The 23,165-nt window shown below is 66.0% G+C and carries 19 protein-coding genes, 1 tRNA gene and 4 pseudogenes; 8 read left to right on the top strand and 16 right to left on the bottom strand.

The annotated features are described in order from the left end of the window. Positions 1 to 246: 246 nt before the first annotated feature. From HUT19_RS15930 to HUT19_RS15905, 7 genes and pseudogenes are all read right to left on the bottom strand, one after another. A complete protein-coding gene (locus tag HUT19_RS15930) occupies positions 247 to 1,464 on the bottom strand; it encodes a methyltransferase (protein WP_176181123.1) in 1,218 nt (405 codons plus the stop codon). Between the two features lie 663 nt (positions 1,465 to 2,127). Further along, positions 2,128 to 2,343, bottom strand: a pseudogene (locus tag HUT19_RS15925) (integrase core domain-containing protein); the annotation flags it as partial. 16 nt (positions 2,344 to 2,359) lie between these two features. Then, positions 2,360 to 2,770, bottom strand: coding sequence for a transposase (locus HUT19_RS15920; protein ID WP_176181121.1), 411 nt, complete (start codon positions 2,768 to 2,770; stop codon positions 2,360 to 2,362). A 570-nt stretch (positions 2,771 to 3,340) separates the two neighbouring features. Continuing rightward, positions 3,341 to 3,904 (bottom strand): hypothetical protein, encoded by a 564-nt coding sequence (locus HUT19_RS15915; RefSeq protein ID WP_176181120.1) that lies wholly within the window; start codon positions 3,902 to 3,904, stop codon positions 3,341 to 3,343. Between the two features lie 23 nt (positions 3,905 to 3,927). Beyond that, positions 3,928 to 4,086: pseudogene (locus HUT19_RS43035) on the bottom strand (IS5/IS1182 family transposase); the annotation flags it as partial. 689 nt (positions 4,087 to 4,775) lie between these two features. Continuing rightward, positions 4,776 to 5,246, bottom strand: coding sequence for an NUDIX domain-containing protein (locus HUT19_RS15910; protein WP_176181119.1), 471 nt, complete (start codon positions 5,244 to 5,246; stop codon positions 4,776 to 4,778). 2 nt (positions 5,247 to 5,248) lie between these two features. Beyond that, positions 5,249 to 5,992, bottom strand: coding sequence for a helix-turn-helix transcriptional regulator (locus HUT19_RS15905; protein WP_176181118.1), 744 nt, complete (start codon positions 5,990 to 5,992; stop codon positions 5,249 to 5,251). Positions 5,993 to 6,111: 119 nt separating this feature from the next. On the opposite strand from HUT19_RS15905, the gene HUT19_RS15900 reads away from it, so the two are divergent. Further along, positions 6,112 to 6,390 carry a DUF6415 family natural product biosynthesis protein gene (locus HUT19_RS15900; RefSeq protein WP_254885600.1) on the top strand — a complete coding sequence of 93 codons (279 nt, stop codon included), beginning with the start codon at positions 6,112 to 6,114 and terminating at the stop codon, positions 6,388 to 6,390. 467 nt (positions 6,391 to 6,857) lie between these two features. Beyond that, positions 6,858 to 7,148 (top strand): annotated as a pseudogene (locus tag HUT19_RS15890) (tyrosine-type recombinase/integrase); the annotation flags it as partial. Between the two features lie 1,081 nt (positions 7,149 to 8,229). Here HUT19_RS15890 and HUT19_RS43030 read toward each other — a convergent pair. Further along, positions 8,230 to 8,532: a hypothetical protein gene (locus HUT19_RS43030; protein WP_254885599.1), complete on the bottom strand. Its 303-nt coding sequence runs from the start codon at positions 8,530 to 8,532 to the stop codon at positions 8,230 to 8,232. On the opposite strand from HUT19_RS43030, the gene HUT19_RS15885 reads away from it, so the two are divergent. Continuing rightward, entirely contained in the window at positions 8,524 to 9,531 is a 1,008-nt protein-coding gene (locus HUT19_RS15885; protein WP_250087122.1) for a DUF4041 domain-containing protein, read from the top strand. The genes HUT19_RS43030 and HUT19_RS15885 overlap by 9 nt on opposite strands. Before the next feature lie 320 nt (positions 9,532 to 9,851). Here HUT19_RS15885 and HUT19_RS15880 read toward each other — a convergent pair. Beyond that, a tRNA-Phe gene (locus HUT19_RS15880) sits at positions 9,852 to 9,919 on the bottom strand. 671 nt (positions 9,920 to 10,590) lie between these two features. On the opposite strand from HUT19_RS15880, the gene HUT19_RS15875 reads away from it, so the two are divergent. Continuing rightward, a complete protein-coding gene (locus HUT19_RS15875) occupies positions 10,591 to 11,967 on the top strand; it encodes an IS1380 family transposase (RefSeq protein ID WP_176178549.1) in 1,377 nt (458 codons plus the stop codon). Positions 11,968 to 12,915: 948 nt separating this feature from the next. After that, positions 12,916 to 14,079: pseudogene (dnaA, locus tag HUT19_RS15870) on the top strand (chromosomal replication initiator protein DnaA); the annotation flags it as partial. Between the two features lie 40 nt (positions 14,080 to 14,119). Here the strand turns inward: dnaA and HUT19_RS15865 are convergent. From HUT19_RS15865 to HUT19_RS15855, 3 genes are all read right to left on the bottom strand, one after another. Continuing rightward, positions 14,120 to 15,490: an IS701 family transposase gene (locus HUT19_RS15865; RefSeq protein WP_254885339.1), complete on the bottom strand. Its 1,371-nt coding sequence runs from the start codon at positions 15,488 to 15,490 to the stop codon at positions 14,120 to 14,122. A gap of 171 nt (positions 15,491 to 15,661) precedes the next feature. Continuing rightward, the gene (locus HUT19_RS15860) at positions 15,662 to 16,192 is read right to left on the bottom strand and encodes a transposase (RefSeq protein ID WP_254886173.1); all 531 of its coding nucleotides are present in this window, start codon (positions 16,190 to 16,192) and stop codon (positions 15,662 to 15,664) included. 41 nt (positions 16,193 to 16,233) lie between these two features. Next, positions 16,234 to 16,728, bottom strand: coding sequence for a winged helix-turn-helix domain-containing protein (locus HUT19_RS15855; protein WP_176178559.1), 495 nt, complete (start codon positions 16,726 to 16,728; stop codon positions 16,234 to 16,236). Positions 16,729 to 16,931: 203 nt separating this feature from the next. On the opposite strand from HUT19_RS15855, the gene HUT19_RS15850 reads away from it, so the two are divergent. Further along, on the top strand, positions 16,932 to 18,302 hold the full coding sequence (locus HUT19_RS15850) for an IS701 family transposase (RefSeq protein ID WP_254885339.1): 1,371 nt from the start codon (positions 16,932 to 16,934) through the stop codon (positions 18,300 to 18,302). Between the two features lie 206 nt (positions 18,303 to 18,508). Here the strand turns inward: HUT19_RS15850 and HUT19_RS15845 are convergent, their stop codons facing one another. From HUT19_RS15845 to HUT19_RS15830, 4 genes are all read right to left on the bottom strand, one after another. After that, positions 18,509 to 19,390: a hypothetical protein gene (locus HUT19_RS15845; protein WP_176181116.1), complete on the bottom strand. Its 882-nt coding sequence runs from the start codon at positions 19,388 to 19,390 to the stop codon at positions 18,509 to 18,511. Between the two features lie 2 nt (positions 19,391 to 19,392). Continuing rightward, positions 19,393 to 19,914 (bottom strand): SLATT domain-containing protein, encoded by a 522-nt coding sequence (locus HUT19_RS15840; protein WP_254885596.1) that lies wholly within the window; start codon positions 19,912 to 19,914, stop codon positions 19,393 to 19,395. A 338-nt stretch (positions 19,915 to 20,252) separates the two neighbouring features. Then, positions 20,253 to 20,783, bottom strand: a complete 531-nt coding sequence (locus HUT19_RS15835) for a GNAT family N-acetyltransferase (protein WP_176181115.1) — start codon at positions 20,781 to 20,783, stop codon at positions 20,253 to 20,255. Next, entirely contained in the window at positions 20,768 to 22,021 is a 1,254-nt protein-coding gene (locus HUT19_RS15830) for a helix-turn-helix transcriptional regulator (protein ID WP_176181114.1), read from the bottom strand. The genes HUT19_RS15835 and HUT19_RS15830 overlap by 16 nt, the downstream gene beginning before the upstream one ends. A gap of 250 nt (positions 22,022 to 22,271) precedes the next feature. Here HUT19_RS15830 and HUT19_RS15825 point away from each other — a divergent pair, with 250 nt between their 5' ends. Both HUT19_RS15825 and HUT19_RS15820 read left to right on the top strand, forming a co-directional pair. Further along, positions 22,272 to 22,688, top strand: coding sequence for an ATP-binding protein (locus HUT19_RS15825; RefSeq protein WP_176181113.1), 417 nt, complete (start codon positions 22,272 to 22,274; stop codon positions 22,686 to 22,688). A 68-nt stretch (positions 22,689 to 22,756) separates the two neighbouring features. Continuing rightward, on the top strand, positions 22,757 to 23,047 hold the full coding sequence (locus tag HUT19_RS15820) for a hypothetical protein (protein WP_254885594.1): 291 nt from the start codon (positions 22,757 to 22,759) through the stop codon (positions 23,045 to 23,047). Positions 23,048 to 23,165: the final 118 nt, after the last annotated feature.

Genomic DNA, 23,165 nt, shown 5'->3' with positions numbered 1-23,165 from the left:
CGGCCGCCTTCCCGCCCGGCAGCTTGCTCATCTCCACTCGACGTCCGTACCGCTTGGCCCACTCCGGCACGATCAGCGGCGCCAGCCAAGCGGGGGTGGCTTCGGCCAACTCCTCCAGGGCTGCTCGCAGCGTCTCGCCGGCCGGTCGGCTGAGGTGAGGCCGAGCCACTCCGGCGTCGCCCTCACCCCGGGGCTCGTACGCTGTGTCCATACCCTGAGCGATGTCCGGCGACCGCGAGCGTCAGATCATCCGGTGGGGCGGTTCCCTGCCACCTCTCGACACTCCATGATGAAGACACCGGACGACGTAGGTGAGACGGAGGTGATGGCCAGTCCGGCTGCTGCGGCCAATTGGTCGTACTCCGTCAGACAACGTTCCTTGCCGCCGAAGAGCATGAGCATGAGCAGGTTGATCTGAGCCAGCAGCCGCTGGTCGTCGAGGATGCCGCCCTCTCGCTCGCTGTCTCCGTCAGCGTTGGCCTCGGGCAACCCTTCCAGGATGAGCACCCGCCCGTCTGGCCCGACCGCCTCGGCGCACCGGCGCAGAATGTGGATCGACGCTTCGTCGTCCCAGTTGACCAGGACGTTGTGCAGCAGGACGGTGTCGGCGCCCGCCGGAAGAGGATCGAAGAAACTGCCGCCGACCACCGAGATCCGGTTCGCCGCGCTGCTGGCCGACAGTTCACCGACCGCATCGGCCGCCGTCTCGGGCAGCTCCAGCAAAATGCCACGCAGCGAAGGAGCGCTGTCCAGAAGTGCGGCCAACAGGGTGCCACGTCCGCCGCCCACGTCCATCACATGCCGCACCCCGCTCCAGTCGTAGCCTTCGATGAAGGAGGAGGCCAGCAGCGTCGTCTTGCGGCTCATCCACTCCTGGAAAGACTCCGACAGCCCGGGTTCCGTGGCAAAGTCCTCCCACAACGGGAGCCCGAAAAGGTGCTCGTAGACAGGCTTCCCAGTGCGTATCGAGTGGATGACGCCCCGCGAGACCTCGTCGATACGCGCCTGAGCGCTGCCGAGGTCCAGGGAAGAGACCAGACCCGATGCATGGTCTTCCCTCAGTGCACCGGAGAGTACGGTGCCGCGGAACCCGCCGTCGGCCGCTTCGGCGAGGATCCCGTGCCTGGCCAACAACCGCAGCAGACGGTGAAGCGCATCCGGTTCGGTCCCCGTACGGTCCGCCGCCTCCGCCGCGGACAGCGACCGGTCCGCCAGCAGGTCCGGCAGTCGCAGCGTCACCGCGGCCCGGATCGCCCAGGGAGTGACCGTGTCGGTCTTGGCGAGAAGACGCGAGACCAAGGTCTCGGGCCTCATTTCGGCGAACTCCACAGTCGTTCCGTACGGTCCGACTGCGCGGAACCTCCCGGAGGCGATCAGAGGGAGGGGCAGAAGACGAACACCGGCAGCCGCCGCCTCACCGTACACCTCCCATACCTCGGAAACCCACAGCGTCAGGACCGGCATGCCCGCAGAGGCGGTGTCCGCTCGCTCCGAGGCGCACTGGGCGGGGAGGGGAACGGTCAGCCAAGCGTCCGGGGAGGAGACACGAACCGTTCCTTCCTCGGGTCGGAAGACCACCTCGTCCGGCAGATGCCGGTCCCAGAACAACGACACTTCCCGAGTGTCGCCTGCCCGGGCCTCGGCCCTCTCGAAGTCCACAGTCCGTCCGCTCGTGAGAGACATGATTCTCCTCGCACTGTCATAGTGGGACTGTCTCGGCCACAGTGAAGACAGAAGCTGCAACCGATGTACCGATCATGCGGTGAGCGCGCTCAGAGCAAGCTCGGAGAGAACTCAAGGCGTGCGGGTGTCAACGGCCGTTGTGTTCTCCCCGTAGGCGGCCAGGAGTTCGCCCCGCCGACGGCCACGAAGACGTCCTCGGTGACACGGCCAGATAATTCCCCGCCCTCGGGTCGGTCGGGTTACTAAACCTTGCCGGCGTGGTGTCGTGGGGGTCGACGAGCTGTGGTTGTCGCAGTAGGCCAGTCGTATGAGGTCCGCAAGGGGGTGGGCTGACCGCGGAGCGGCGGGCGTTTCGCGAGTACATCCGGATGCAGGCAACCGAGTTATTCGTCCTGCGACACGACATGAGATGCCCCGAATTCCGTAGAGTCCGGCGATCTTGTTTCAGGCGGACTGCGGGGTGGCTTCCTGTTGTCGCCACCAGTCGCGTTCGTACTCGGCGGGCGGTACGTAGTCGAGGGCGGAGTGGAGCCGTTCCTCGTTGTACCAGGCGACCCACTGGAAGATCGCCCACTCGACCTGGTCGACACCCCTCCAAGGGCCTTGCAACTCGATCAGCTCGGCCTTGAAGGTGCCGTTCAGGGCCTCGGCCATCGCGTTGACGCTCCTATAGTTGTCAACTCGCCGCGGAGGCCGTCCGCGGGGTCGGCTGAAGCAGGTGGTAGACCTCGCGGATGACGTAGCGCTTGAGGCATCTGATGATCTCGCGTTTCGTCTTGCCCTCTGCTGTGCGGCGGGCGACGTAGTCGATCGTGGGCTGGTGGAACCGCATTCGGACGATGACGGTTCTGTAGATCGCAGCGTTCAGCTGGCGGTGGCCTCCGTGGTTGATGCGATGCCTGCCGCCGGTCATGCCGGAGCCGGTGGGCACGGGAGCGATGCCCGCGAGCTTGGCGAGAGCGGCCTCAGACTTGATCCGCTCGGGGTTGTCGCCGGTCACGACGAGGACCTCCGCGGCCGTGTCCACGCCGATACCGAAGGGCTCGAGCAGTTGCGGGGCGACCTGCTGGACCAGGTCGCCGATCATCTTCGTCAGTTCCTTGGCCTCGGCGTCCAGGTACTGCCACCGCTTGGCGGGCGTCCGCAGGGTGTGCCGAAGCGCGTCCTCAGGTCCTTCAGACGACGAGGACGCAGAGCTGCCAGTTGCCGCGCCAGTCTGATCTGTGTCTTGCCGGCAGTCTCCCGGCGCAGGGCCTCCGAGGCGTGGATAAGGATCGCCTTGATTGTGACCATTGCCGCCGCACGCTGTTCAACGGCCTGGTCATGGGCGATCTTGAGCTGGACCCCGTGACGGAGGCATCCAGGACCTCCTCGCGGTCGCCGAGAGCGGCGAGCGGCATTTCGATGCAGTCCCGCCGATGCGCCCATCCCTCCGCCGACACCTCGCCGCTCGCCCGCGTTGCACGGATGAGTCTGGCGATACGGCGATGTGCGCCCCCGTTGCCGTCAGCAGCTGCCGTCAGTCCGGCCAGCTGAGCGCTTTGTGGTCCGCCACGAGGCCACAGCACGATCCGAACGGCTCATCGGACACCACGATCCACCCGCAATATTGTCTCGTAATGCGGCGGACTTTCCCTTATCGCCCGACGAGGCTCGCCTACCGGTTCCCGGGAGCCGCTCGGTTGTGCCCCAGTAGCCGGGCCTGCTCGCTCTTGAGCCAGGTGAACCGGTCACGGATGTACTCCCTGAGCTCGCGGCCGGGGAAGGATATGAGTGACACGTGCTGCTCATAGTTGCCTTGGGCCCAGCGCGCAGCCGTGATCTCGTAGCCCGAGACGTGGGCACAAAGCTGGAGGAGTGCCTGGGGCATCTCCTCCTCGATGAGGAGGTCGGCCTTGGTGACCACCACGTCGCGCATGGCTTGGATGTTGGGGATGAAGACGGTGGTGGCCCAGATGCGCCACTCGGCGAGCTCATGCTCGGTGGGTGGTGTGTCGTGGCGGAAGGGGTCGCGGCCATCGGGGCGGGCGTACTTCTCCGAGAAGGTGTCATAGGTACGGCTGTTGGCTTCCATCAGGGCGAACAGTGGCCCGTAGAAGTCGCTCAGCTGCTGGTTGACGCGCGTGAGCCGGGCTTGTCTCTGGGCAAGACGCAGCCCGTTCAGGTAGGTCGTCAGGTAGCCGATGAACGCCAGCCCGACGGTCACGATCACTGTAGCCATGACAGGCGATGCTATGGGTCTGCTCAACAGCTGCTGAGGACAAGGTTGTGCATGTGGGCGACGCAGTGGGTGGCCCAGAACACGCCCTCGCCGTTGAGCCTGCAGTCACGGAGGACCTTCCAGTTCTTCATGCGGGCCAGGACGTGCTCAGCGCGGGCCCGAACGCGACGGTGAGCGGCGTCGTGGCGCCTTATCCGCCGTCGGCGATGACCATTGGACAGACCTTGATCTCTTGATCCGTAGGTTCGGGCAGAGCACTGGCGGGGGGCCTAGCAACGCCCCAACACGAGTCCCGGTGAGGCACTGATCGCCTGCGTGTGGTGCTCGTTGATGTCAGCATCGATGTCAACTGTGGCTACCAGTTGGCGCGTGCTCTCGCAGGTTGGAGGCGCTCTACGACCGGCTCTCTAGATCGACTGGGTCCTTCAGGTTGAACTCTGCCAATGCCCAGCCGTCGATGGCATCAAAGCGGAAGCGGTAGGCGAATTCTCCGTCGTCTCGTCCTCCACCACCAGATGCAAGGCTACGGGCTTGTCCGGGATGGGCGTGTCAGGCCGACCTGCCCGTCGCCTGGCATTTTCCTCGCGCTTCTCCAGGGTCAACCGTTCGACTCCCGCCACATGTCAGCCGTAGTACGGCGCTACCGGAAGCCACAGTCTCAGTGAAACCCTGGTGAAACTCCAGCTCACTAATGAGCCGCCCAGTAATCGAACTCCCGTCGATTCGGAGCTTCAGCCGTATGGTCAGCGTGTCGGCATCGTCGACCAAGGAGACCAGGTCGACGAACGCATCGTCGATGGTGCCTGTCATGTCGGTCAGACTATGCGTAATGGGGCGCGTCGCGAATGAGATCGGAGATCCTTGTCACTGCTCAACCCAGGTACGGGCCCTCGCGGTTCTCCAGAAAGTGGCTGAGTCGGAGACGTTGTGTGTGGTGCATGGGCAAGCTGTCCAGCTCACACTGTGGAACAAATCGCAGTTCCGTGGACTCGTCCGAGATCACGAGTTCCCCACCAACCACCCGGGCAGTGAAGCAGACGTTGAACTGTCGGCGCACCTCGCCGTCCGTGTACGCGATGACGTGCCTGGGGTCTGTGTACGTGCCGACGAGACCCGTGACCTCGACGTCCAGCCCGGTCTCTTCCTTGACTTCGCGGACCGCCGTACCCGGGAGTGAGTCGGTCATCTCCATGCCACCGCCTGGTAGTGCCCAGAGGTCATTGTCGCGGCGGCGCTGGAGGAGGATGCGGCCTTCCTCGTCGGTGACGACGGCGGACGCGGCCACTACCAAGCTGTTCGGCTCAGGTGCGTCCGGGTCGTCGTAGTACTCGGTCCGTGCCATGGTCAGTTGTCTCCTACCGGTGTCGCCGTCACCCACACCGCGTCGAAGCTGGCGGCGTAGGTGTCGAAAATCCCGCCTACCCCGCTCCGCCGCAGGTGCCACACCGGGGCAGCAAAGGCGTTAACTCCCCAGACATGGGCATTGACCAACACCTGATCGTCGGCGCGGTAGATCGAGTTGTAGAGCGTCGTGGCATGCGTCCGCACCACGATGCCCGGCGTCCCTGCGAGGGGCCGGTAGTGCATGAGCGCGAGTCGGCATCGGGATTCGATCCCGTGGCCGAACTTCTCTTCCTCACCCCGCAACCGGACGTTCTCGCTGTCGGCGTCCCCGATCGCGATGCGGACCGTGCAGCCTTCGGCGGCCCGCTCCTGCAAGAGGTCGTTGAGCCGGGGGTATGCCTCGTGCAGAAAGACAGCGGCGTACACAAGGACGTCGATCTGCTCGCGCGCCTCGGACAGTATGTCCACGAACGCAGACACCGGGACGTCCGCCCGCTGGTCGTACAACGCGACCAGTTCAGGACTGACCGCACGGGCGGGTCGCGATTGCCGGAGCGATGGCCATATTGCGTGCACGTCTTCTCCCAGGGTTTCAGCCGCCCTCATGGCCGTGGTCCGGCGCGGCGTACGCCCTAGGTTCACCCACCGCTCTACGGACTTGGGATCCACCTCGACCTTCTCCGCGAGGGTGGCGTACGTCCAGCAACCGGCCGCCATGGCGGCACGTAGCCTCTCGTCCGGCATCCGAGTCTCTCCCTGTTCCCGGGGACGGCACTAGGGACGATTTACATGACGCGGGACGTCCCAAAGTGGGGTTTGGCGGTGGTTCCTACGTCCTGGCGAGCGATCAGAAGATGCGTTCCATGGGCACCGACAACACTCTTGGAGCAGCTGTGGACGTCGCAGGGGTCAAGTCAACGATCGACCGCGCCTTGGTGATGCGGACGGGGCTTCCTCCGTACAGCGAACTGGTGGAGCTGCACCAGACACTCCGGTCACATATCCGGACGCTGTTACCGCTGGCTGAGGCTCGGATTGAGCGCATGGACCGGGGCACGGTGGACTGGTACGACCGGCGGTGCCGGTTGAACACCATCCCGCACAAGGTGGGCCGGGGGCTCGGCTCGGGGTTGCAGTGCTGATGACCACGTGCGCAGCCTGGGCTACACGTGCAAGTTCCTGCTGGAGAACTCCGGCCTCACCCCGGAGCCGGACCAGTGAGGTGAAGACCGGGCGGGAGCTGATGTCCATGGGTCGGCTCACGGCTCCCGCCCCTCACACCCCTGGGTGTGGTGGCTGTACGGCGGACAGCGCCCGTCCGCCGGAACGCAGATGTCACCACCACTCCCAGATGGGCGGCGGACACTGCACCGTCCGCCGTCAGCGGTCCGGCCCGGTGGGCCTGTCCTTCGCCCAGAAGACCGCTGAAGCGGCCGTAGTCGCCCTGGGGGAGGACATCCGGAACTGGCCGGACGCCAGCTCAACCGCACTTCAAGACCCGGCCTACGTCGGAGTGGCTTCTATGGCCCACCAGGGACGTCCCGGCTTCGCCCGCATCCGCACCCCCTACGTCGCCGACGCGGACGCCGCCTGGGCGGACTGGTGGGCCAGCGACTATGTGTTCACCACGCGGAGCGGTCGGCCCATCGAGCCGCGCAACCTGTACCGGTCTTTCGGCCGGATCGCAGAGTCCGCCGGGCTGCCGCGGGTGCGCCTGCATGACACCCGGCACGGATGCGCCTCGTTGCTCTTCGCGGCCGGGGTCGCCCCGCGCGTCGTGATGGAGATCCTGGGTCACTCGCAGATCGCGGTCACCATGAACGTCTACACGCACGTGAACGACGACAGTCGGCGTGAGGCGATGGGCCACATGGATCGGCTGCTCAAGCGCCGCAAGTAGGGAACTGCCGTCAACTTCTGCCGTCAACGCCCCCACGATCCAAGATCGTGGGAGCGTTCGGCCTGTTCAGGTCTGGTGCCCCCGGCAGGATTCGAACCTGCGACACCCGCTTTAGGAGTTTTCTCTGATCAAGGTCGTGACCTGGGGAAACTCCACCATGACCGCGTTTGACCTGGAGAAACATGTCTCGGTGGTTCTTGCAGGTTCCCAGGGTTTCCCGGCCTCATGTGTGCTGAATCCGTTCCGGGCCGACTGCAGGGGGGCGACCTCGTGCCACAGGTCGCGGGCGCGCGGCGTGGCCAGGGGGAGGCGCAAGACGCGGAGGAGTACGCGCCCGTGTGGTGGATCATCACCCCGTTCACGGGGCCCCAGTTGCCGTGCTGGTCGCGGTTGTGGGTGCGCCAGGATCCGTGTTCGACAATGCCAAGTCGTGCGTTCTTGACAACGGACAGGAACTTGTCCGCGGACAGAGGGGTGGCCACCTTCGCTTCACCTTCACCCGGTGCGTCAGGGGCGGTCGGCCGTGCCCGGGGGCACCGGACCGGTCCCTCGAGGACGAAGGGCACTTCGCTACCGGCGGAGGGCCGTCCTGACAGCGGCCGGAGTCTAACGGCTCCCTGCGGCTCACCCACCTCGTCGGATCTGCTGCCAGGAGGGCCAAAAACAGGAGATGGCAAGACGAAGGTCTACAAGGCCGAGTACGTTCGACTCGGCCCGCTGGCTGCCGGACGGCATCGGGGTTACGCCGGCCGTCTCTCGCCCTCGCGACAGGAGTCGTTGCCCCATGACCTACCGGTTCAACCCGCCGCCCACCTGGCCCGCCCCGCCGGAGGGGTGGAGCCCGCCACCGGGCTGGGAACCGGATCCCGCATGGCCCACACCCCCAGGCTGGCAGATCTGGATCCCGGAAGGGGCCGTGCCGCAGCCGAGCGCACCCGTTCCTCAGCAGTCCCCCTACGGTCCCCAGGCCACGGTCCCGGCCACAGGTGGGGGTCTGTTCGGCCGGCGCCGTAGGCAAGCGGAGTCCGAGGCGGCGCGTCTGGCGGGCGAGCTGGCGCTGATGGAGACACAGGTACGCGGACTACAGGAAGACAACCGTCACCTGACGGAGCAATTGAGTCGTCTCATCGGAGCCGACAGCGCTCAGATAGCCGCCGAGCAGCAGCGACTGCGCCGCGCGCATGAGGAGAAGCTCCAAGAGATCGGACGGATCGACGCTCTGCTCGACGAGAAGATAGAGCACGCCGCCGAGAGCGCCGCGCAGTCCCTGGTTGACGTGCGCCGCCAAGCCGACGACATGGCTCGCCAGATGGCGGAGGCCGAACAGCGCCTCACGGCCGCGCGCCGGGATCTGGTGCTCACCGATGAGACGCGGATGCTGCAAGAGGCCGGCATTTACGAGTACCGCCATCCGCTCGCCGACGCGCTCGCCTACAAGGACCGGCTCGACAGTCTCAAGGCCCGCTATAAGCAGTTGGCGAGGGACGATCGGGCAGTGCTCGGGAACCAGTACTGGATGGTGGACGGCTCAGCTGCCAAGGGCCGCAAGATGGTCCGTGACTTCTCCAAGCTGATGCTGCGCGCGTACAACGCCGAGGCGGACAACGCAGTGCGCGGCATGAAGCCGCACCGGCTCGACTCGCTGATCGACCGGCTCGGCAAGACGCGGGAGTCGATCGCCCGGCTCGGCGCCACCATGCAGATCCGCATCGGCGATGACTACCACCAGCTGCGGGTCCAGGAGTTGGAGCTGACGGCGGACTACCTGGTGAGGAAGGAGACCGAGCGGGAGGAGCAGCGAGAGCTACGAGCCCAGCAGCGCGAGGAGGAGCGCCTGCAGCGCGAGATCGAGCGCGAGCGGCAGCGGCTGGAGAAGGAACGCAGCCACTACGAGGGCGCCCTGCGCCGCCTGCGCTCCGGCACCGGCGACGAGGCCGCCATCGCCGAACTTGAAGGAAAACTCGCCGAGTTGGGCGCCGAACTGGAGGCGGTCGAGGCCCGCGAGGCCAACATCCGGGCCGGATACGTCTACGTCATCTCCAACGTCGGAGCGTTCGGCGAACGCATGGTCAAGATCGGTATGACCCGGCGCCTCGATCCCATGGACCGCGTCATCGAACTCGGGGACGCGTCCGTCCCCTTCCGCTTCGACGTACACGCCCTGATCTTCAGTGAGGACGCCGTCGGCCTGGAACGCCGCCTGCACCAGGAGTTCGAGTCCCGCCGCGTCAACCGGGTGAACCTACGCCGGGAGTTCTTCTACGTCACACCGGCAGACGTACGCGCCGCCCTGCAGCGGCTCGCCGGGCAGCACCTCCTGGAGTTCCAGGACACGCCCGAGGCTCCTGAATGGAGGGCCAGCCAGACCGCTGCCGGGCGGTGACGGGCTCGACTCAGTCAACCTCGTCGGGTGCGTCCAGACGGCAGGCGGCGCCATCCAGACTGATCCAGGTGACCTTGGAGGTACTTCCCGCCGCGAGGTGAGCGGTCACTTCTCCGGTTGGGGTGATCGCGAGCCACACGGACACCTACACCTCGCTGATGCCCCAGTTCGAGCAGGAGGCCGCCGACGCCCCCGTGGGGTCGGTAGAAAACCCCGTAACCAGGATGTCGCCTAGCGTTACGTCCCCGCACACACGAAAGCAGCCCCCTCGGAGATCACTCCGAGGGGCTGTTTGAAGCTCCGTGCCTGGTCAGACACTGTGCCCCCGGCAGGATTCGAACCTGCGACACCCGCTTTAGGAGTGGGATTGGATCCTTTCCCGGGGGGCCTGGCTGTGCCGCGTGGTGCTGTTCTTACTGATCAGCGTCACACGGCATGGCGCTCTGTCCGGTGCTGGATGGCCTGTCCGCGGCAGTGCGCTCACGCATCGCTCACGCGTTTCACCCTCATGGTTAGGCGTGCCGTCAACCATTTTCGCGACACGCCTCACCACTTTCCAATCACTCCGGCACTGAACAGTTGCAGACGCCGCCGACGCTGTCTCCCTCGGCGTGTACCTCATGCCTCGACGTACGGAGCCGCGGGCCTGCCGGTGGAGTTCCTGCATCCTTGGACGGCGCGGTCAGCAGCTTGCGGGACTCGGCCGGCATCGTGACCCCCGGCTCCAAGGTTCCGCCATGCTTGGTGTCTTGGCTCGCCTTGTGGTCGGTGCTCCCGGTTCGGTGGTTCTCCGTGCTGGGTCGTCGCCAGGCGGCGTACAGGGTGGAGAGTCCTAGGGCAACAGTTGAGACCGCCTCAGGCCGAACCTTGCACGCGATCAGAACCACTCCCGTCAGCAGTACCGATACGAAGGCGACGAGATCGACGCGGGGATTAGCCTCGCGCTTTCACGAGGCGGGCTGTCCGACTGGTGATCAAGAAAGCAGAAAGTGCCTCTGACCAGCGAGAATGAGGATTGCTGAGGTCCTTGTTCCCGCCACCGCCGGAGGCACTTTCCAGGTGAAGAAGCGTATCGGGTCCTACCCGCGTGTCCGCGTCGAGGGCGGCGGTCGTGGGGTCGTCTCGCAGGCCGGGGCCGTGCTGCTGGTCGAGACGATCCGCAAGTCCGGTCTCGACACGGCGATATCGGCGGCGCTTGAGCCGTGGCGGAAGGCCCGGGCGGTGCACGATCCGGGCAAGATCCTGCTGGATGTCGCGCTCGCGGTGGCACTCGGCGGGGACTGCCTGGCCGACGTGGGCTTGCTGCGGGCTGAGCCGGCCGTGTTCGGGCCGGTAGCCTCCGACCCCACGGTCTCCCGGCTGATCAACACGCTGGCGTCGGGCGGACAGCGGGTCCTGGCAGCACTGCGCACCGCCCGTGCTGAAGTACGCGAACGCGTATGGCGGTTGGCCGGTGAAGCAGCGCCGGACACGGGCGGGCAGGTGATCGTGGACATCGACGGCGTCCTCGTCCTGGCCCACTCCGAGAAGCAGGACGCAGCCGCGACCTGGAAGAAGACGTTCGGCCACCACCCGCTGATGGGATTCGTCGACCACGGCCGCAGCGGGTCCGGCGAGCCGGTCGTGGGCCTGCTGCGGCCCGGCAACGCGGGCTCCAACACCGCCGCCGACCACATCGAGGCCACCAGACTGGCCCTGGCCCAGTTGCCGAAACGGCTCCGGCGCGGCCGGCAGACGCTGATCCGTACCGACTCCGGCGGAGGCACCCACGAGTTCGTCGCCTGGCTCGCCCGGCGCGGAAGGTGGCTGTCGTACTCGGTCGGCATGACCATCACCGACGCCATCCACCAGGCCGTCCTGAAGGTCCCGGCCTCGGCCTGGACACCGGCCGTCGAACCCGACGGCGACATCCGCGACGGCGCCTGGGTTGCCGAACTCGGCGGCGACTGCCTGACCGGCTGGCCCAACGGGCTGCGGCTGATCGTGCGGAAGGAACGGCCGCACCCCGGTGCCCAGTTGCGCTTCACCGACGCCGACGGCATGCGGTTGACCTGCTTTGCCACCAACACAGCGGGCGAGGCGATCGCCGCCCTTGAACTGCGCCACCGCCAGCGTGCCCGTGCTGAGGACCGCATCCGCGCCGCCCGCGCCACCGGCCTGCGCAACCTTCCCCACCATGGCGCCGCACAGAACCAGATCTGGCTGGAGATCGTCCAGATCGCCCTGGACCTGCTGGCCTGGATGCCCCTGCTCGCTCTCACCGGCAAGGCCCGCCTGTGGGAGCCCCGCCGCCTTCGGCTTCGGCTGTTCTCCGCCGCCGCGCAGCTCATCACCACCGGCCGCCGCCGCTACCTCCGCCTGGCCAGGCACTGGCCCTGGGCCGACGTGATCAGCGATGCCCTGGACCGGCTCCGCGTCCTCCCGAACCCCGGCTGACCGGCACGTTCCCGTCCCTGCGAGCAGCACCACCCCCGACCGGAGCCGTGGAACCCGGCGCCCACCCGACGCGACAACCGGGCCGTCAGCCTGCCCAGACGCCGAAACCCCCACCACAAAGAGTCCGCCAGCAAACTGACGACCCCTCATGAACGATCGAGGTTAGGGTTTCGCATGCCGAGCCTCCCTGATTGGTTTTTCGTGGGACACGATCAAGGCTGCGGCGTGTAGGAAGTGTTGCGGTAGCAGGCACAGTTGCCACTTGCTGCAACACCGACGGGAGGGCAGCTTGTGACGAGTCTTGAGCCGCTGGTAAGGCAACTGCCGGATGATTCGCGTGCGCTCGCCAAAGCCTTGAGAAGCATGTTCGATGGTCTGAGGGTTAGCGTTCGTCGCTATGCGGCGCGTCGGCACAGAGACGCAGGGTCTGTCTCCCGATACCTCAACCGGACGCGGATACCACCTTGGGAGTTCGTCAGCGACTTGATGCACGATGTCGCGGAGGAACAGGGAGCTGCCCCGACGCCTGAGGCGATGGAACTGTTGCGTCAACTGCATCGCAAGGCGCTGGCTGTGAGCGGATCCACAGCGCAGAAGCTGCAGTTACTGGAAGATCAGCTTGCTGACGCTGACAGAGAGGTCAGGCGTTCGGCCGTCCGCGAGCGTGCGCTCACCGATGCGTTGCTCGACGCGCAACACCGTGCTGCTGATCTTGAGGTGCAGATCGGACAACTTCATGCCGATCACGACCGGGATCGTTCCGAGACGCGGAGCGCTCTGCAGCTACACGAAGACCAACTCGGTGATCTGCGGGACGAACGGGCTGAGCTTCTAGCGCAGGTAGAGATCCTCGAAGAAGAGCTGAGGGAGGCACACACTCTGCGACTCCGTGCCGAGGCGAGATGCGAGGTGCTGGAACGGCAGCTGGACGCAATCGACAATCTGACGGAGCGGACAGACACGCCTGAACGTGGCGAGGCGCGACAGGGCCAAGTAGAGGATGAGGCAGTGTCCGCTGAAGAAACCCTGCTACAGAAGGTAGGCGGAGAGTACTTTGAAAACCGTGTGTCTACGTCGAGGCACGCCCCAGTCTCAAACCCGCGACTGAACTCGAAGTATCTATTTGAGACGTTCGTCGTCGGCGCCTCAAATCACTTTGCGCATGCGGCCGCCGTTGCTGCCGCCGAAGCGCCGGCGAAGGCGTATAACCCCCTGTTTATTTATGGCGAGTCGGGTATCGGTAAGACACATTTGCTTCACGGAATCGGGAACTATGCTCGCAGCCTGTACCCAGGGGTGAAAGTTCAATGTGTGAGCTCGGAGGAGTTCACTAATGAGTTCATCAACTCAATTCGTGATGGCAAGACTGACGCCTTCCGTAATCGGTATCGCGACGTCGATATCCTACTCGTGGACGACGTTCAGTTCCTGTCGGACAAGGAGGTGACGCAGGAGGAGTTTTTCCACACGTTCAACACGCTACACAATGCGAACAAGCAGATTGTCCTGTCCAGTGATCGGCCGCCCAAGCAGTTGCTGACGGTGGATGAGCGGTTGAGAAAACGTTTCGAGTGGGGTCTGGTCACCGACATTAAGCCGCCGGAGCTGGAGACGCGGATCGCGATCCTGCGCAAGAAGGCGATGCGGGAGCAGCTGAATGCGCCAGTCGAGGTCTTGGAATTCATCGCTGCTCGAATTCGGCGAAGCATCCGCGAACTGGAGGGTGCTGTGCTTAGGGTGGCCGCGTTCGCTGCTCTTAATCGGCGGGAGGTGGATATCGAGCTAACGAATTCAGTTCTCAGTGACATGTTTTCGGGGGTTGCTGTATCAGATCCGCAGGGTGCTGTCACGGGTGACCTTGTTATCGAGCTTACAGGTGACTATTTCGGAGTCGCGGATGAGCTTCTACGTGGGCGCGATGGCGGACGAGTGGCCACGGTCGCGCGGCAGATGGCAATGTATCTATGCCGCGAGCTGACGTCGCATTCCGCTACCGAGATCGGCTCCCTGTTCGACGGCCGAGAACGGACAGCAGTGGACCGAGCTCAGCGGAGGATCCGCGAGCTCATGAAACAGCAGGGCACCGTCTACGAGCAGGTCACCGAGCTGACACAGAGCATTACCGGTAGTTCGTTAAATCCGGCGGTAGAGGTCAATGCCGTGTCCGGTGGTGACCGCGTCGATCAGGGCCTGGAGCTCTGAGGGTGGGTCTGTGTCCGTCCAGGCTCGCCACCACCGGGTGAGGGTGATGGCGGGGGTGAGCCAGGACCGGATGGCCCGTAAGGCCCTGGGCCAGCAGGGCTGTTGGGGCTGGTGGGGTTCGGTTGATCCCCCTCTCTGGCCCGTCGTCGGGGCATGGGTCCGGCGCGGTGGCATCCAGGGGTCCCGGTGGGGCGAACCACTGGTCCCAGCAGAAGGAGAAGGCGCAGTTGACCAGGGTCTGGTGGCGGCGGATGGCGCGGTCGGAGCGGACTTGGAAGTCGGCCCAGCCGAGTTCGTCCTTGATCTGTTTGTAGCTCTGCTCGATCCAGGGCCGCAGTCCGTAGAGGTGGACGATCTCGGCGAGGCCCGCCGGCGGGTGCGGGCCGGTGGCAGCGTGGGGTGTGTCGGGGTGGGGCAGGCTGGTGGCCAGGTACCAGGTGGCCTTCTCCGGCAGGCTGCCCGGATCGGTGGTGGCCACGACCAGCCGGCAGGGAGAGTCGGGGCCGTAGCCGCCCAGGCGGGCATCAGCCGCCCACCAGGTCTCGGTGTGCCCGTCACGGAAGTGACGTTCCACGGGCATCCAGTCGCCTGGATGCCTGGCATCGCGCCAGGCCAGTGAGTGTGCGGCTTCGATGGGGGTGTGCGGCTGGTCGGCCGGAGCCCAGGTGCCGCGGTGCGGCTTGAGCGCGACCACGTAGGCCAGGCCGGCCTCGCGCAGTGCGAGGTACCAGTCGTCGCTGACCGAGTAGGCGCAGTCGGCGACCACCGCCCGGCAGCCGAAGCCGGCCTCCTTCCCTCGGGCCGCGAGGGCAGCGGCCAGCTGTGGTTTCGTGCGGAAGTCCGGGTCGGAGCGGCTGCGGGTGAAGTGGTGGGCGGGGGTGTAGGGAGCCGCGTGCAGCGGGTAGTACACACGGCCGTCGGTCCACACCGTGGTCACCGTGACGATGCCGTTGTCCGTCTTGCCGTACCGGCCCAGCCACTGTCGGCCCACGTGCGCGGTGGCCGTGCCGTCCTTACGGTCCCCGGAATCGTCGATCACGATGACCCCGCCGTCGTGCGGAGCCGTCGCCGACTGCTCACGCAGCAGCTCAAGCCGCCGGTCGTTGACCTGCTCGGCCTCCCAAGGGGACTCGGACAGGAAGAACTGCAGCCGCTGCACCCCCGCCGTCCCCGCACCCGCCACCGGCTCCGCCCCTGCCAGGCATGTGATCGTCTTGTTCCGCTCCCGTGGTGCCAGCAGTCCCGTCAGGTACTCGCGAAACCCCCGCCGCTGAGCCAGACTGAAGAAGAGGTCGTCGAACCGCGCCGCATAGTCCTCCAACGGCCCCGGCGCAGGCGGACACGGACGGCGAGCGGTCATCTTCAGCCCCCAGCCAGGTAGTTGACTCCTACCACCGGCCTACGACCAACCCGGCCTGCCGTCAACCCGCACCACCGCCGGATTTAACGAACTACCGCTACTGAGGTTGAACTCGTGATGTCGCTGGGGTGCTCAGGCGGGTCGGATGGTCAGGCCGGTCTCGGCGAGGCAGCCGTCTATGAGGTCGCTGCGGTACTGGATGTGCCGTAAGCCGCGTCGGATGCGGTGGACGAGGTGTTCGGGAGTGCTGAAGGCGACGTTGGAAAGCCAACCGCGCCGCAGCAGTGACCAGATCCCTTCGACGGGGTTGAGGTCGGGTGCGTAGGGCGGCAGGTAGTAAATGGTCAGCCAGTCCCGGACTGCCGCCCATTCCCGCAGGTCGGCGGCTTTGTGGACGTTCAGGTTGTCCCAGACGAGAACGATCGGGCCGCCGAGCTGCTGGTGGGCGGCGATCAGCAGGTCCCGGTACTCGCGCCAGGAGAAGCTTTTGCGTCCGTCGCGCGGGCCGTCGTCCCGGCGCGGCCGGTAGATCAGCCGGGACCGGTGGCCGGGTTTGTAGCAGGTCAGCGCAGCGATCGATATCCGTCTGCGCGAACGGCCGCGGACCCGCACCACCGGGGTCCGGCCGCGCTGGGACCAGGTTTTCGCCTGCGGCGGCGTCATGGAGAATCCGGCTTCGTCCTCAAAGACCAGCCAGGCTCCACTCACCGCCGCGAGCCTTCCGCGCAGGGCCACACCTCCTTGACCCACCCGGCCACCGCATCGTCGTCCCGCTCCATCGCCCGTCGGGCCGGGACCTGGCAGGACCATCCGTTACGGACCAGCAGCTTGCGCACGCCCTGGACCGTGTAGGTCAGGTGGAAGCGGCGGCCGATCACCGTCTTCACGCGGCTCAGGGTCCACCGCTGGTCTTCCCAGCCGTGAGCGGCCGCCCCTTTGGCCAGCTCTGCCTCCAACTGGGCGAACTGCTTATCGCTCAGTCGCGGCAGCGACGCCGGCCCCTGCGACCGCAGAGCCCGCGGACCGCCCTCGTCCCACACCTGCCGCCACCGCTGTACCGAGCGGACGCTGACGCGCAAGTCCTTGGCGATCACCGAGCTCGCCTCACCCTGGGCGAACCTCTCAGCCGCCTTCAGCCGTAACTCCTCGCGGAACTGCTGCCGTTCGGCGGTCAGCCCGCCCCCTTGTGGATACCGCATGTCCTGGTGATACCGCACAGACGACGAGCCGTCAGCCCCTACGACACCACGAGTTCAACCTCAGTAACGGTAGTTCGTTAAATCCGGCGGTGGTGCGGGTTGACGGCAGGCCGGGTTGGTCGTAGGCCGGTGGTAGGAGTCAACTACCTGGCTGGGGGCTGAAGATGACCGCTCGCCGTCCGTGTCCGCCTGCGCCGGGGCCGTTGGAGGACTATGCGGCGCGGTTCGACGACCTCTTCTTCAGTCTGGCTCAGCGGCGGGGGTTTCGCGAGTACCTGACGGGACTGCTGGCACCACGGGAGCGGAACAAGACGATCACATGCCTGGCAGGGGCGGAGCCGGTGGCGGGTGCGGGGACGGCGGGGGTGCAGCGGCTGCAGTTCTTCCTGTCCGAGTCCCCTTGGGAGGCCGAGCAGGTCAACGACCGGCGGCTTGAGCTGCTGCGTGAGCAGTCGGCGACGGCTCCGCACGACGGCGGGGTCATCGTGATCGACGATTCCGGGGACCGTAAGGACGGCACGGCCACCGCGCACGTGGGCCGACAGTGGCTGGGCCGGTACGGCAAGACGGACAACGGCATCGTCACGGTGACCACGGTGTGGACCGACGGCCGTGTGTACTACCCGCTGCACGCGGCTCCCTACACCCCCGCCCACCACTTCACCCGCAGCCGCTCCGACCCGGACTTCCGCACGAAACCACAGCTGGCCGCTGCCCTCGCGGCCCGAGGGAAGGAGGCCGGCTTCGGCTGCCGGGCGGTGGTCGCCGACTGCGCCTACTCGGTCAGCGACGACTGGTACCTCGCACTGCGCGAGGCCGGCCTGGCCTACGTGGTCGCGCTCAAGCCGCACCGCGGCACCTGGGCTCCGGCCGACCAGCCGCACACCCCCATCGAAGCCGCACACTCACTGGCCTGGCGCGATGCCAGGCATCCAGGCGACTGGATGCCCGTGGAACGTCACTTCCGTGACGGGCACACCGAGACCTGGTGGGCGGCTGATGCCCGCCTGGGCGGCTACGGCCCCGACTCTCCCTGCCGGCTGGTCGTGGCCACCACCGATCCGGGCAGCCTGCCGGAGAAGGCCACCTGGTACCTGGCCACCAGCCTGCCCCACCCCGACACACCCCACGCTGCCACCGGCCCGCACCCGCCGGCGGGCCTCGCCGAGATCGTCCACCTCTACGGACTGCGGCCCTGGATCGAGCAGAGCTACAAACAGATCAAGGACGAACTCGGCTGGGCCGACTTCCAAGTCCGCTCCGACCGCGCCATCCGCCGCCACCAGACCCTGGTCAACTGCGCCTTCTCCTTCTGCTGGGACCAGTGGTTCGCCCCACCGGGACCCCTGGATGCCACCGCGCCGGACCCATGCCCCGACGACGGGCCAGAGAGGGGGATCAACCGAACCCCACCAGCCCCAACAGCCCTGCTGGCCCAGGGCCTTACGGGCCATCCGGTCCTGGCTCACCCCCGCCATCACCCTCACCCGGTGGTGGCGAGCCTGGACGGACACAGACCCACCCTCAGAGCTCCAGGCCCTGATCGACGCGGTCACCACCGGACACGGCATTGACCTCTACCGCCGGATTTAACGAACTACCGGTAGCCAGGCTGCAGTTGCCGCCCAGGGCTGACGCCCTTTACTGTCAACCGGCGAGAGCACCGCTCGTTAGTCCCCAGTCGCACCGTTTACCACTGGAGTAGTGGCGACGTCATTGAAGTGGGATTACTCGCCGGGTGTTCGGGCGCTGTTGACCGCTCGATCCACTAATGCAACGGTCACCCGTAGGTCGGGAACTTGTCGCCAAGGATGATGCGCCACAGGCGCATCGCCTCCTTATGGTCCCCATTTATCTCGGCTCGATTCGCTGCTACAGCGCGTTCCCACGCGCGCTCCATCGCTGTTTGGGCAGCAAACCGAGTTGTCCACGACATTCCGTCCGATAGATCCCCGCTGTAACCGGCAGGATCTTGTACCGACAAGTTCCCCTTGTTGTATCGGAAGAAGTCTTCCAAGGCGTCGCGTGAGTCGGTACCGAGCGACCATTCAAAGGTGCGAGCGACCAAGGCTTCGAGGTGGAAGGAGCCGAAGTAGTTACTGTGTGCCTTGTTCCACTGTTTCGCGAACCGGATGATCTTCTTGATATCTCCATCTACTCGGTTGTTGATTTCATTCAGGTGGTCCTCGTGCTTCACTGGATCGGTGGTGAGCCACCTGCCTGACCCATCTGGGATGCCGTATCCGCCGCTGTCATACTTCACGACAGCGGCCACGTCCACCTCTAGGCCATCGGTGTAGAAGAGTCGCACTGCCTGACCCCGTGCGCCGATCTTCCTTACCGTGGAAGCGTTATTCAGGCTGCGCCGCACGCGATAGAGGAAGTCGGTTGAGTTATCCCGGTAACTTCGACTCCATAGGTCAGGGTCCACATACAGGTGCGTCAGCAAATCGATGTCACTGACAGGACGACTCGCGGTACGGCGCCCCAAGGAGCCGATGATCTTTGTTGACTTGTACGTAATGGTGCTGGTGGCGGGGAAGGCGCTCTGCAGGGCCTTCACGACGGCGTCGCGCCGTTCGTAGACCTTGTCCCAGGTTGCTTGACGAGGCTTGATGTCGTCATCGAACTGATTGAAGGCAGATGCCACTGTGAGCGCCATACTCACACCACCTGATCGGTTTCGTAGGTCTGTCTGCCTCTCTCGATATTGCGAGTGGCCAACTTGAAGGCCAGGCGTCCTGGCGGATCGGAGGTCTTGTTCAGCTCGTCCCGCGTGTTGGTCAGACCGCGCAGGGCATCCCGCGATTCCTCGCGGGTCAGGTCGGCCAGGTCAATCGTGAGGAACTGGCGGGCTGCCGTTTGCAGTTCTAGGTAGGCGTTTGCCGACGCCTGGGCCTGGGTCATCCTCCGTGAGGCGTTGACGGTCGTGAGGGTCGCACTGAAGGCCGCCGCCGCAAGCGCCAGGACACCTGGCCAGATACCAACGTCACCAGCGAGCGCAGTGCCGCCGGACACAGCAGCCAAGGCGGCAGCTGGAACGCCGAGCATCAAGTTGATGAGGCGCCACAACTTGGCTTGCTCGAATTGGCCTTGTGCGCTCCAGAGGGCGCTCTCATGGATGCGGTCGGCTTCTTGGGCGATGGATCGATGCGCCTCAGGGAGACCGTCAGGGATCAGAGACAAGCGCACCTCATCTACCGCAGTCGGGTATGTAGGACGGACCGTGACAGGTGGGGGGACAAGTAGCGTAGACGGGTTACCCCTCTTACCGCCATCCGCTTGCAGTAGCGCAGCACGGTGGTCACATGCTCGCTCGGTACGAGAGGCACGCGAACTGGATGAGCGGGCTCCTGTCGGCACCGTGCGCATTCCCACAGACGGATGGTCGGTTCAGGACACGCCGTGGATTGCTGCAGGCAGCCGCTTGGTAGACGCGTATCCGTGATCACGCAGCCGCACGTCGCGTGACGCTGGGCCTGGAGTGCCTTGAGTGGGCCGACTCGCCGCTCTCTGATGGCGGTTCAGTCTCGAAGGTCTTGGACCATCACTGCGTACACCGGTGAGTCGGCGAACGGTTGCTGCTCGCCGACTTTGGCGTACCCCCACGACTCATAGAGCTCCTGCACCTTGGGGTGGGTGACGTCGACCAGGAGCACGGCGAGGTCTTCCGTACGTTCCTTGAGGAGCGCCTCGTGCAATCGCTCGGAGATGCCCTGCTTGCGCCAGCCAGGGCGCACCATAACCTCGGACACGGCATAGGTGGAGGTGTAGCCGTTGTTCGGCTCGTAGCCCGTGGAGCGCCACCACTCCCGGCCGGGGGTGAGCGGGGCGCCGTAGGCGAAGCCGGCGGGCTCCTCTCCGTCGTAAGCCAGGACGCAGGAGAAGCCCTCCATGCTGGTCCAGTGGTCGACGAACCAGGCGAAGCGCTGGTGGAAGGGGTCGTCCATCTGGTCGGCGTAGGCGTCGGCGTGTACGTCGATGAGCATCTGCCGGAAGCCCTCGGGGAGGTTCCCGTGCTGGAAGTGACGTAGGTCGGTCACGCTCGACTCCATTCGGTGCGCATGCGGTCTGCCCAGTCTCGTGCGTAGGAGGCTGAGGGGGACAGGGCGAACAGGCCCCGGTGGAAGTCGCCGATGAGCGTGCGCATACGGCCGGGCATGGGATCGCCGTCCATGATCGTGAAGACATCGGCGGCTGTCACTGTGGCTTGTTCGGCGTCGCCCTGGTGCAGTTGCGCGAGGGCGAGCTGGGCCGTTGCGAGCGCCCTGTTGCGCCGGAAGGGCTCCGGGATCTTGGCCAGGGCCCGGTGTGCCATTGCTTCGGCGTGGGTGTGGTGTCCGCTGTTGTAGTGGACGATGGCGGCGAGATGATCGAGTTCGGCCTGGCCGTAGAAGGCTGTCCAGCGTGGGCGCTCGCGTTCCGGAGTCTTGGTGAAGGCGTCCTGGGCCGATCCGAGGGATCGCCCAGCGATGCGGCCATCGCCGAGGGCCGCGTAGGCGAGTGCGGCGCGGACGCGACCCAGGGAGTCGAAGAACGGGTCACGTCGTGCGGCCGGAGAGGCTTGTGCGGCCTGCGCTGCCGCGAGCGCTTCCGGCCAGTTCTGGCGCTGGTAGGCGAGCATGGAGAGGTTGACCCACACTCGCATTTCGGTGGGGCCGTCCTGGGAGAGGCCGGCGTACGTCGCGGATTCGTTCAGGTGCCGTTGCGCCTGATCGAGGTTGCGGGCGTCGATGCAGGACCAGGCCGCGATGGTGGAGTACTCGGCGGCCAGCGCATACAGGGCTCGGCGGACGCGTTCACCGGCGTTGCGCTGCTGCAACTCCAGTACGCCGTCACGGCCCTTCCTCGCCGCCTTCTCCAACTCCACGTGTCCACCCTGGCGGTCGTCGGCTTCTACGAGCGCGTTCATCCCGGCGGCGGCCCGAGCCACATCTGACATGCCGACCGTGCGGCGCTGGGCGATCAGGGGAGCCGCGGCGGCTGCGGTCCCGGTGGCCGAGGCGATGAAGGTGCGACGCCGCACAGGGTCCTCCTGCGGGTGGTGCATGGTGCGTGGTGCGCTGAACCCTAAGTCCTCGACGGGGCAGCCGAACACCCGCTCCAGCGCCGCGCATGTACGGCCGATGGGGCGGCGGGACGTTCCGTTGAGCAGGTTGCGGACGGTGCGAGCGGAGACGTCGCCGGGTCTGCCGGTGATCTCTGCCAGCGCAGTGTTCATCCGACCAGCCAATTCGTCCTGGGTGAGTTCGAGTTCATCCATCCGGCTCTTGAGGATGGCGTTCGCTCCCATGCCACTGACCGTAGACCGGCGGTCACCGACTGATCCAGACCCCAGGTCACGGGAACGCAAAGTCTTCCGGGTCGGGGCGGCCAGCGCGGGCACGACTTTTCCTGTTCCTCACGGGCCACAGGCCGTTGACTCGGTAGCAGCCCGTCGAGGTCCTGATTCCCCTTTCCTCGACGGCATGGAGGAGAGCCCGCCCCTGCGCCACCCCGTCGCGGGGGCGGGCGTCCACCCCCGGAGGGATGTTCCTGTGACCATGACCGCAGCCCGACCTACTGCGACCGGCACCCCCGGTTACACCGAGACGATGCCGTGCGAGCCGGAATCCGCTCGCCGGGCCCGCATGCTCGTCTCCGCCGCACTGAGCACCTGGGGCATAGGCGAGTTGGCTGAGGCCGGGGTGCAGATCGTGGCTGAGCTGGTCAACAACGCAATCGACCACACCCGGTGCCGGAACGTTCGTGTCCTGGTCACGCGTCCCAGCCAGGGCGTGGTGCGTATCGGCGTCGCCGACACCTGCAGGGAAGGCCCCGAGCTGGGCAGCCCCGACGACGATGCCGAGGAGGGGCGTGGCCTGCTCCTGGTCGAGGCCCTTAGCTGGAGATGGGGATACGACCGGAAGCGCTGGGGCAAGGTCGTGTGGGCCGAGCTGGAAGTGCCGGCCAAGTGCTGAGACCTCGCGTGCTGTTACGGCTGATGCCTGCTGACGAGCTGGTGGACGATCCCAGCGCGGAAGCGTGCGTGGAGCTCATCATCCTCGGCCCACTCCGCTCGACAAGTGACCCCGGCACCGCGATATTCGCCGAGCCCTTGCGCATCACCCCAGTGGATCTCTTCAGGCTGCACATGGAGTCGGCCCATGCACTTGGGGAAATCCGAGCCGAAGCCACGGGGGCGGAGATCGAGTACAAGCGGCGTCTCCACCGGTGGCATGAGGACGGCCGAGTCGCGGTCGAGTCCATGGAACCGGAGGTAGTGCTCCTTGCGCGCGTGCTTGAGGCACTGCGCCGGGAAGCTCTCGCGCCGGGCTGACCCGGTTCCAAGGGGCGACCGGCGCTCCACGACTTCCGCTTGGCGACTCGATGTCCGAGGCGCTGGGCGGACGAACAAGGCAGGCCAAAGTTCAGAACTTTCCCGGAGAAAGGAAGAC

Source organism: Streptomyces sp. NA02950, from assembly GCF_013364155.1.
In the GTDB taxonomy this organism is placed as follows: Bacteria; Actinomycetota; Actinomycetes; order Streptomycetales; family Streptomycetaceae; genus Streptomyces.
The sequence above is the reverse complement of the archived record's forward strand: the minus strand, read 5'-3'. Positions and strand labels throughout refer to the sequence as shown.

Bases quoted from the DNA above. Each gene is read 5' to 3' on its own strand.
- HUT19_RS15930 (WP_176181123.1), bottom strand. From the start codon at position 1,464: ATGCCGGTCCTGACGCTGTGGGTTTCCGAGGTATGGGAGGTGTACGGT.
- HUT19_RS15920 (WP_176181121.1), bottom strand. From the start codon at position 2,770: ATGATCGGCGACCTGGTCCAGCAGGTCGCCCCGCAACTGCTCGAGCCC.
- HUT19_RS15915 (WP_176181120.1), bottom strand. From the start codon at position 3,904: ATGGCTACAGTGATCGTGACCGTCGGGCTGGCGTTCATCGGCTACCTG.
- HUT19_RS15910 (WP_176181119.1), bottom strand. From the start codon at position 5,246: ATGGCACGGACCGAGTACTACGACGACCCGGACGCACCTGAGCCGAAC.
- HUT19_RS15905 (WP_176181118.1), bottom strand. From the start codon at position 5,992: ATGCCGGACGAGAGGCTACGTGCCGCCATGGCGGCCGGTTGCTGGACG.
- HUT19_RS15900 (WP_254885600.1), top strand. From the start codon at position 6,112: ATGGGCACCGACAACACTCTTGGAGCAGCTGTGGACGTCGCAGGGGTC.
- HUT19_RS15885 (WP_250087122.1), top strand. From the start codon at position 8,524: ATGCTGCAAGAGGCCGGCATTTACGAGTACCGCCATCCGCTCGCCGAC.
- HUT19_RS15860 (WP_254886173.1), bottom strand. From the start codon at position 16,192: ATGACGCCGCCGCAGGCGAAAACCTGGTCCCAGCGCGGCCGGACCCCG.
- HUT19_RS15855 (WP_176178559.1), bottom strand. From the start codon at position 16,728: ATGCGGTATCCACAAGGGGGCGGGCTGACCGCCGAACGGCAGCAGTTC.
- HUT19_RS15845 (WP_176181116.1), bottom strand. From the start codon at position 19,390: ATGGCGCTCACAGTGGCATCTGCCTTCAATCAGTTCGATGACGACATC.
- HUT19_RS15835 (WP_176181115.1), bottom strand. From the start codon at position 20,783: ATGGAGTCGAGCGTGACCGACCTACGTCACTTCCAGCACGGGAACCTC.
- HUT19_RS15830 (WP_176181114.1), bottom strand. From the start codon at position 22,021: ATGGGAGCGAACGCCATCCTCAAGAGCCGGATGGATGAACTCGAACTC.
- HUT19_RS15825 (WP_176181113.1), top strand. From the start codon at position 22,272: ATGACCGCAGCCCGACCTACTGCGACCGGCACCCCCGGTTACACCGAG.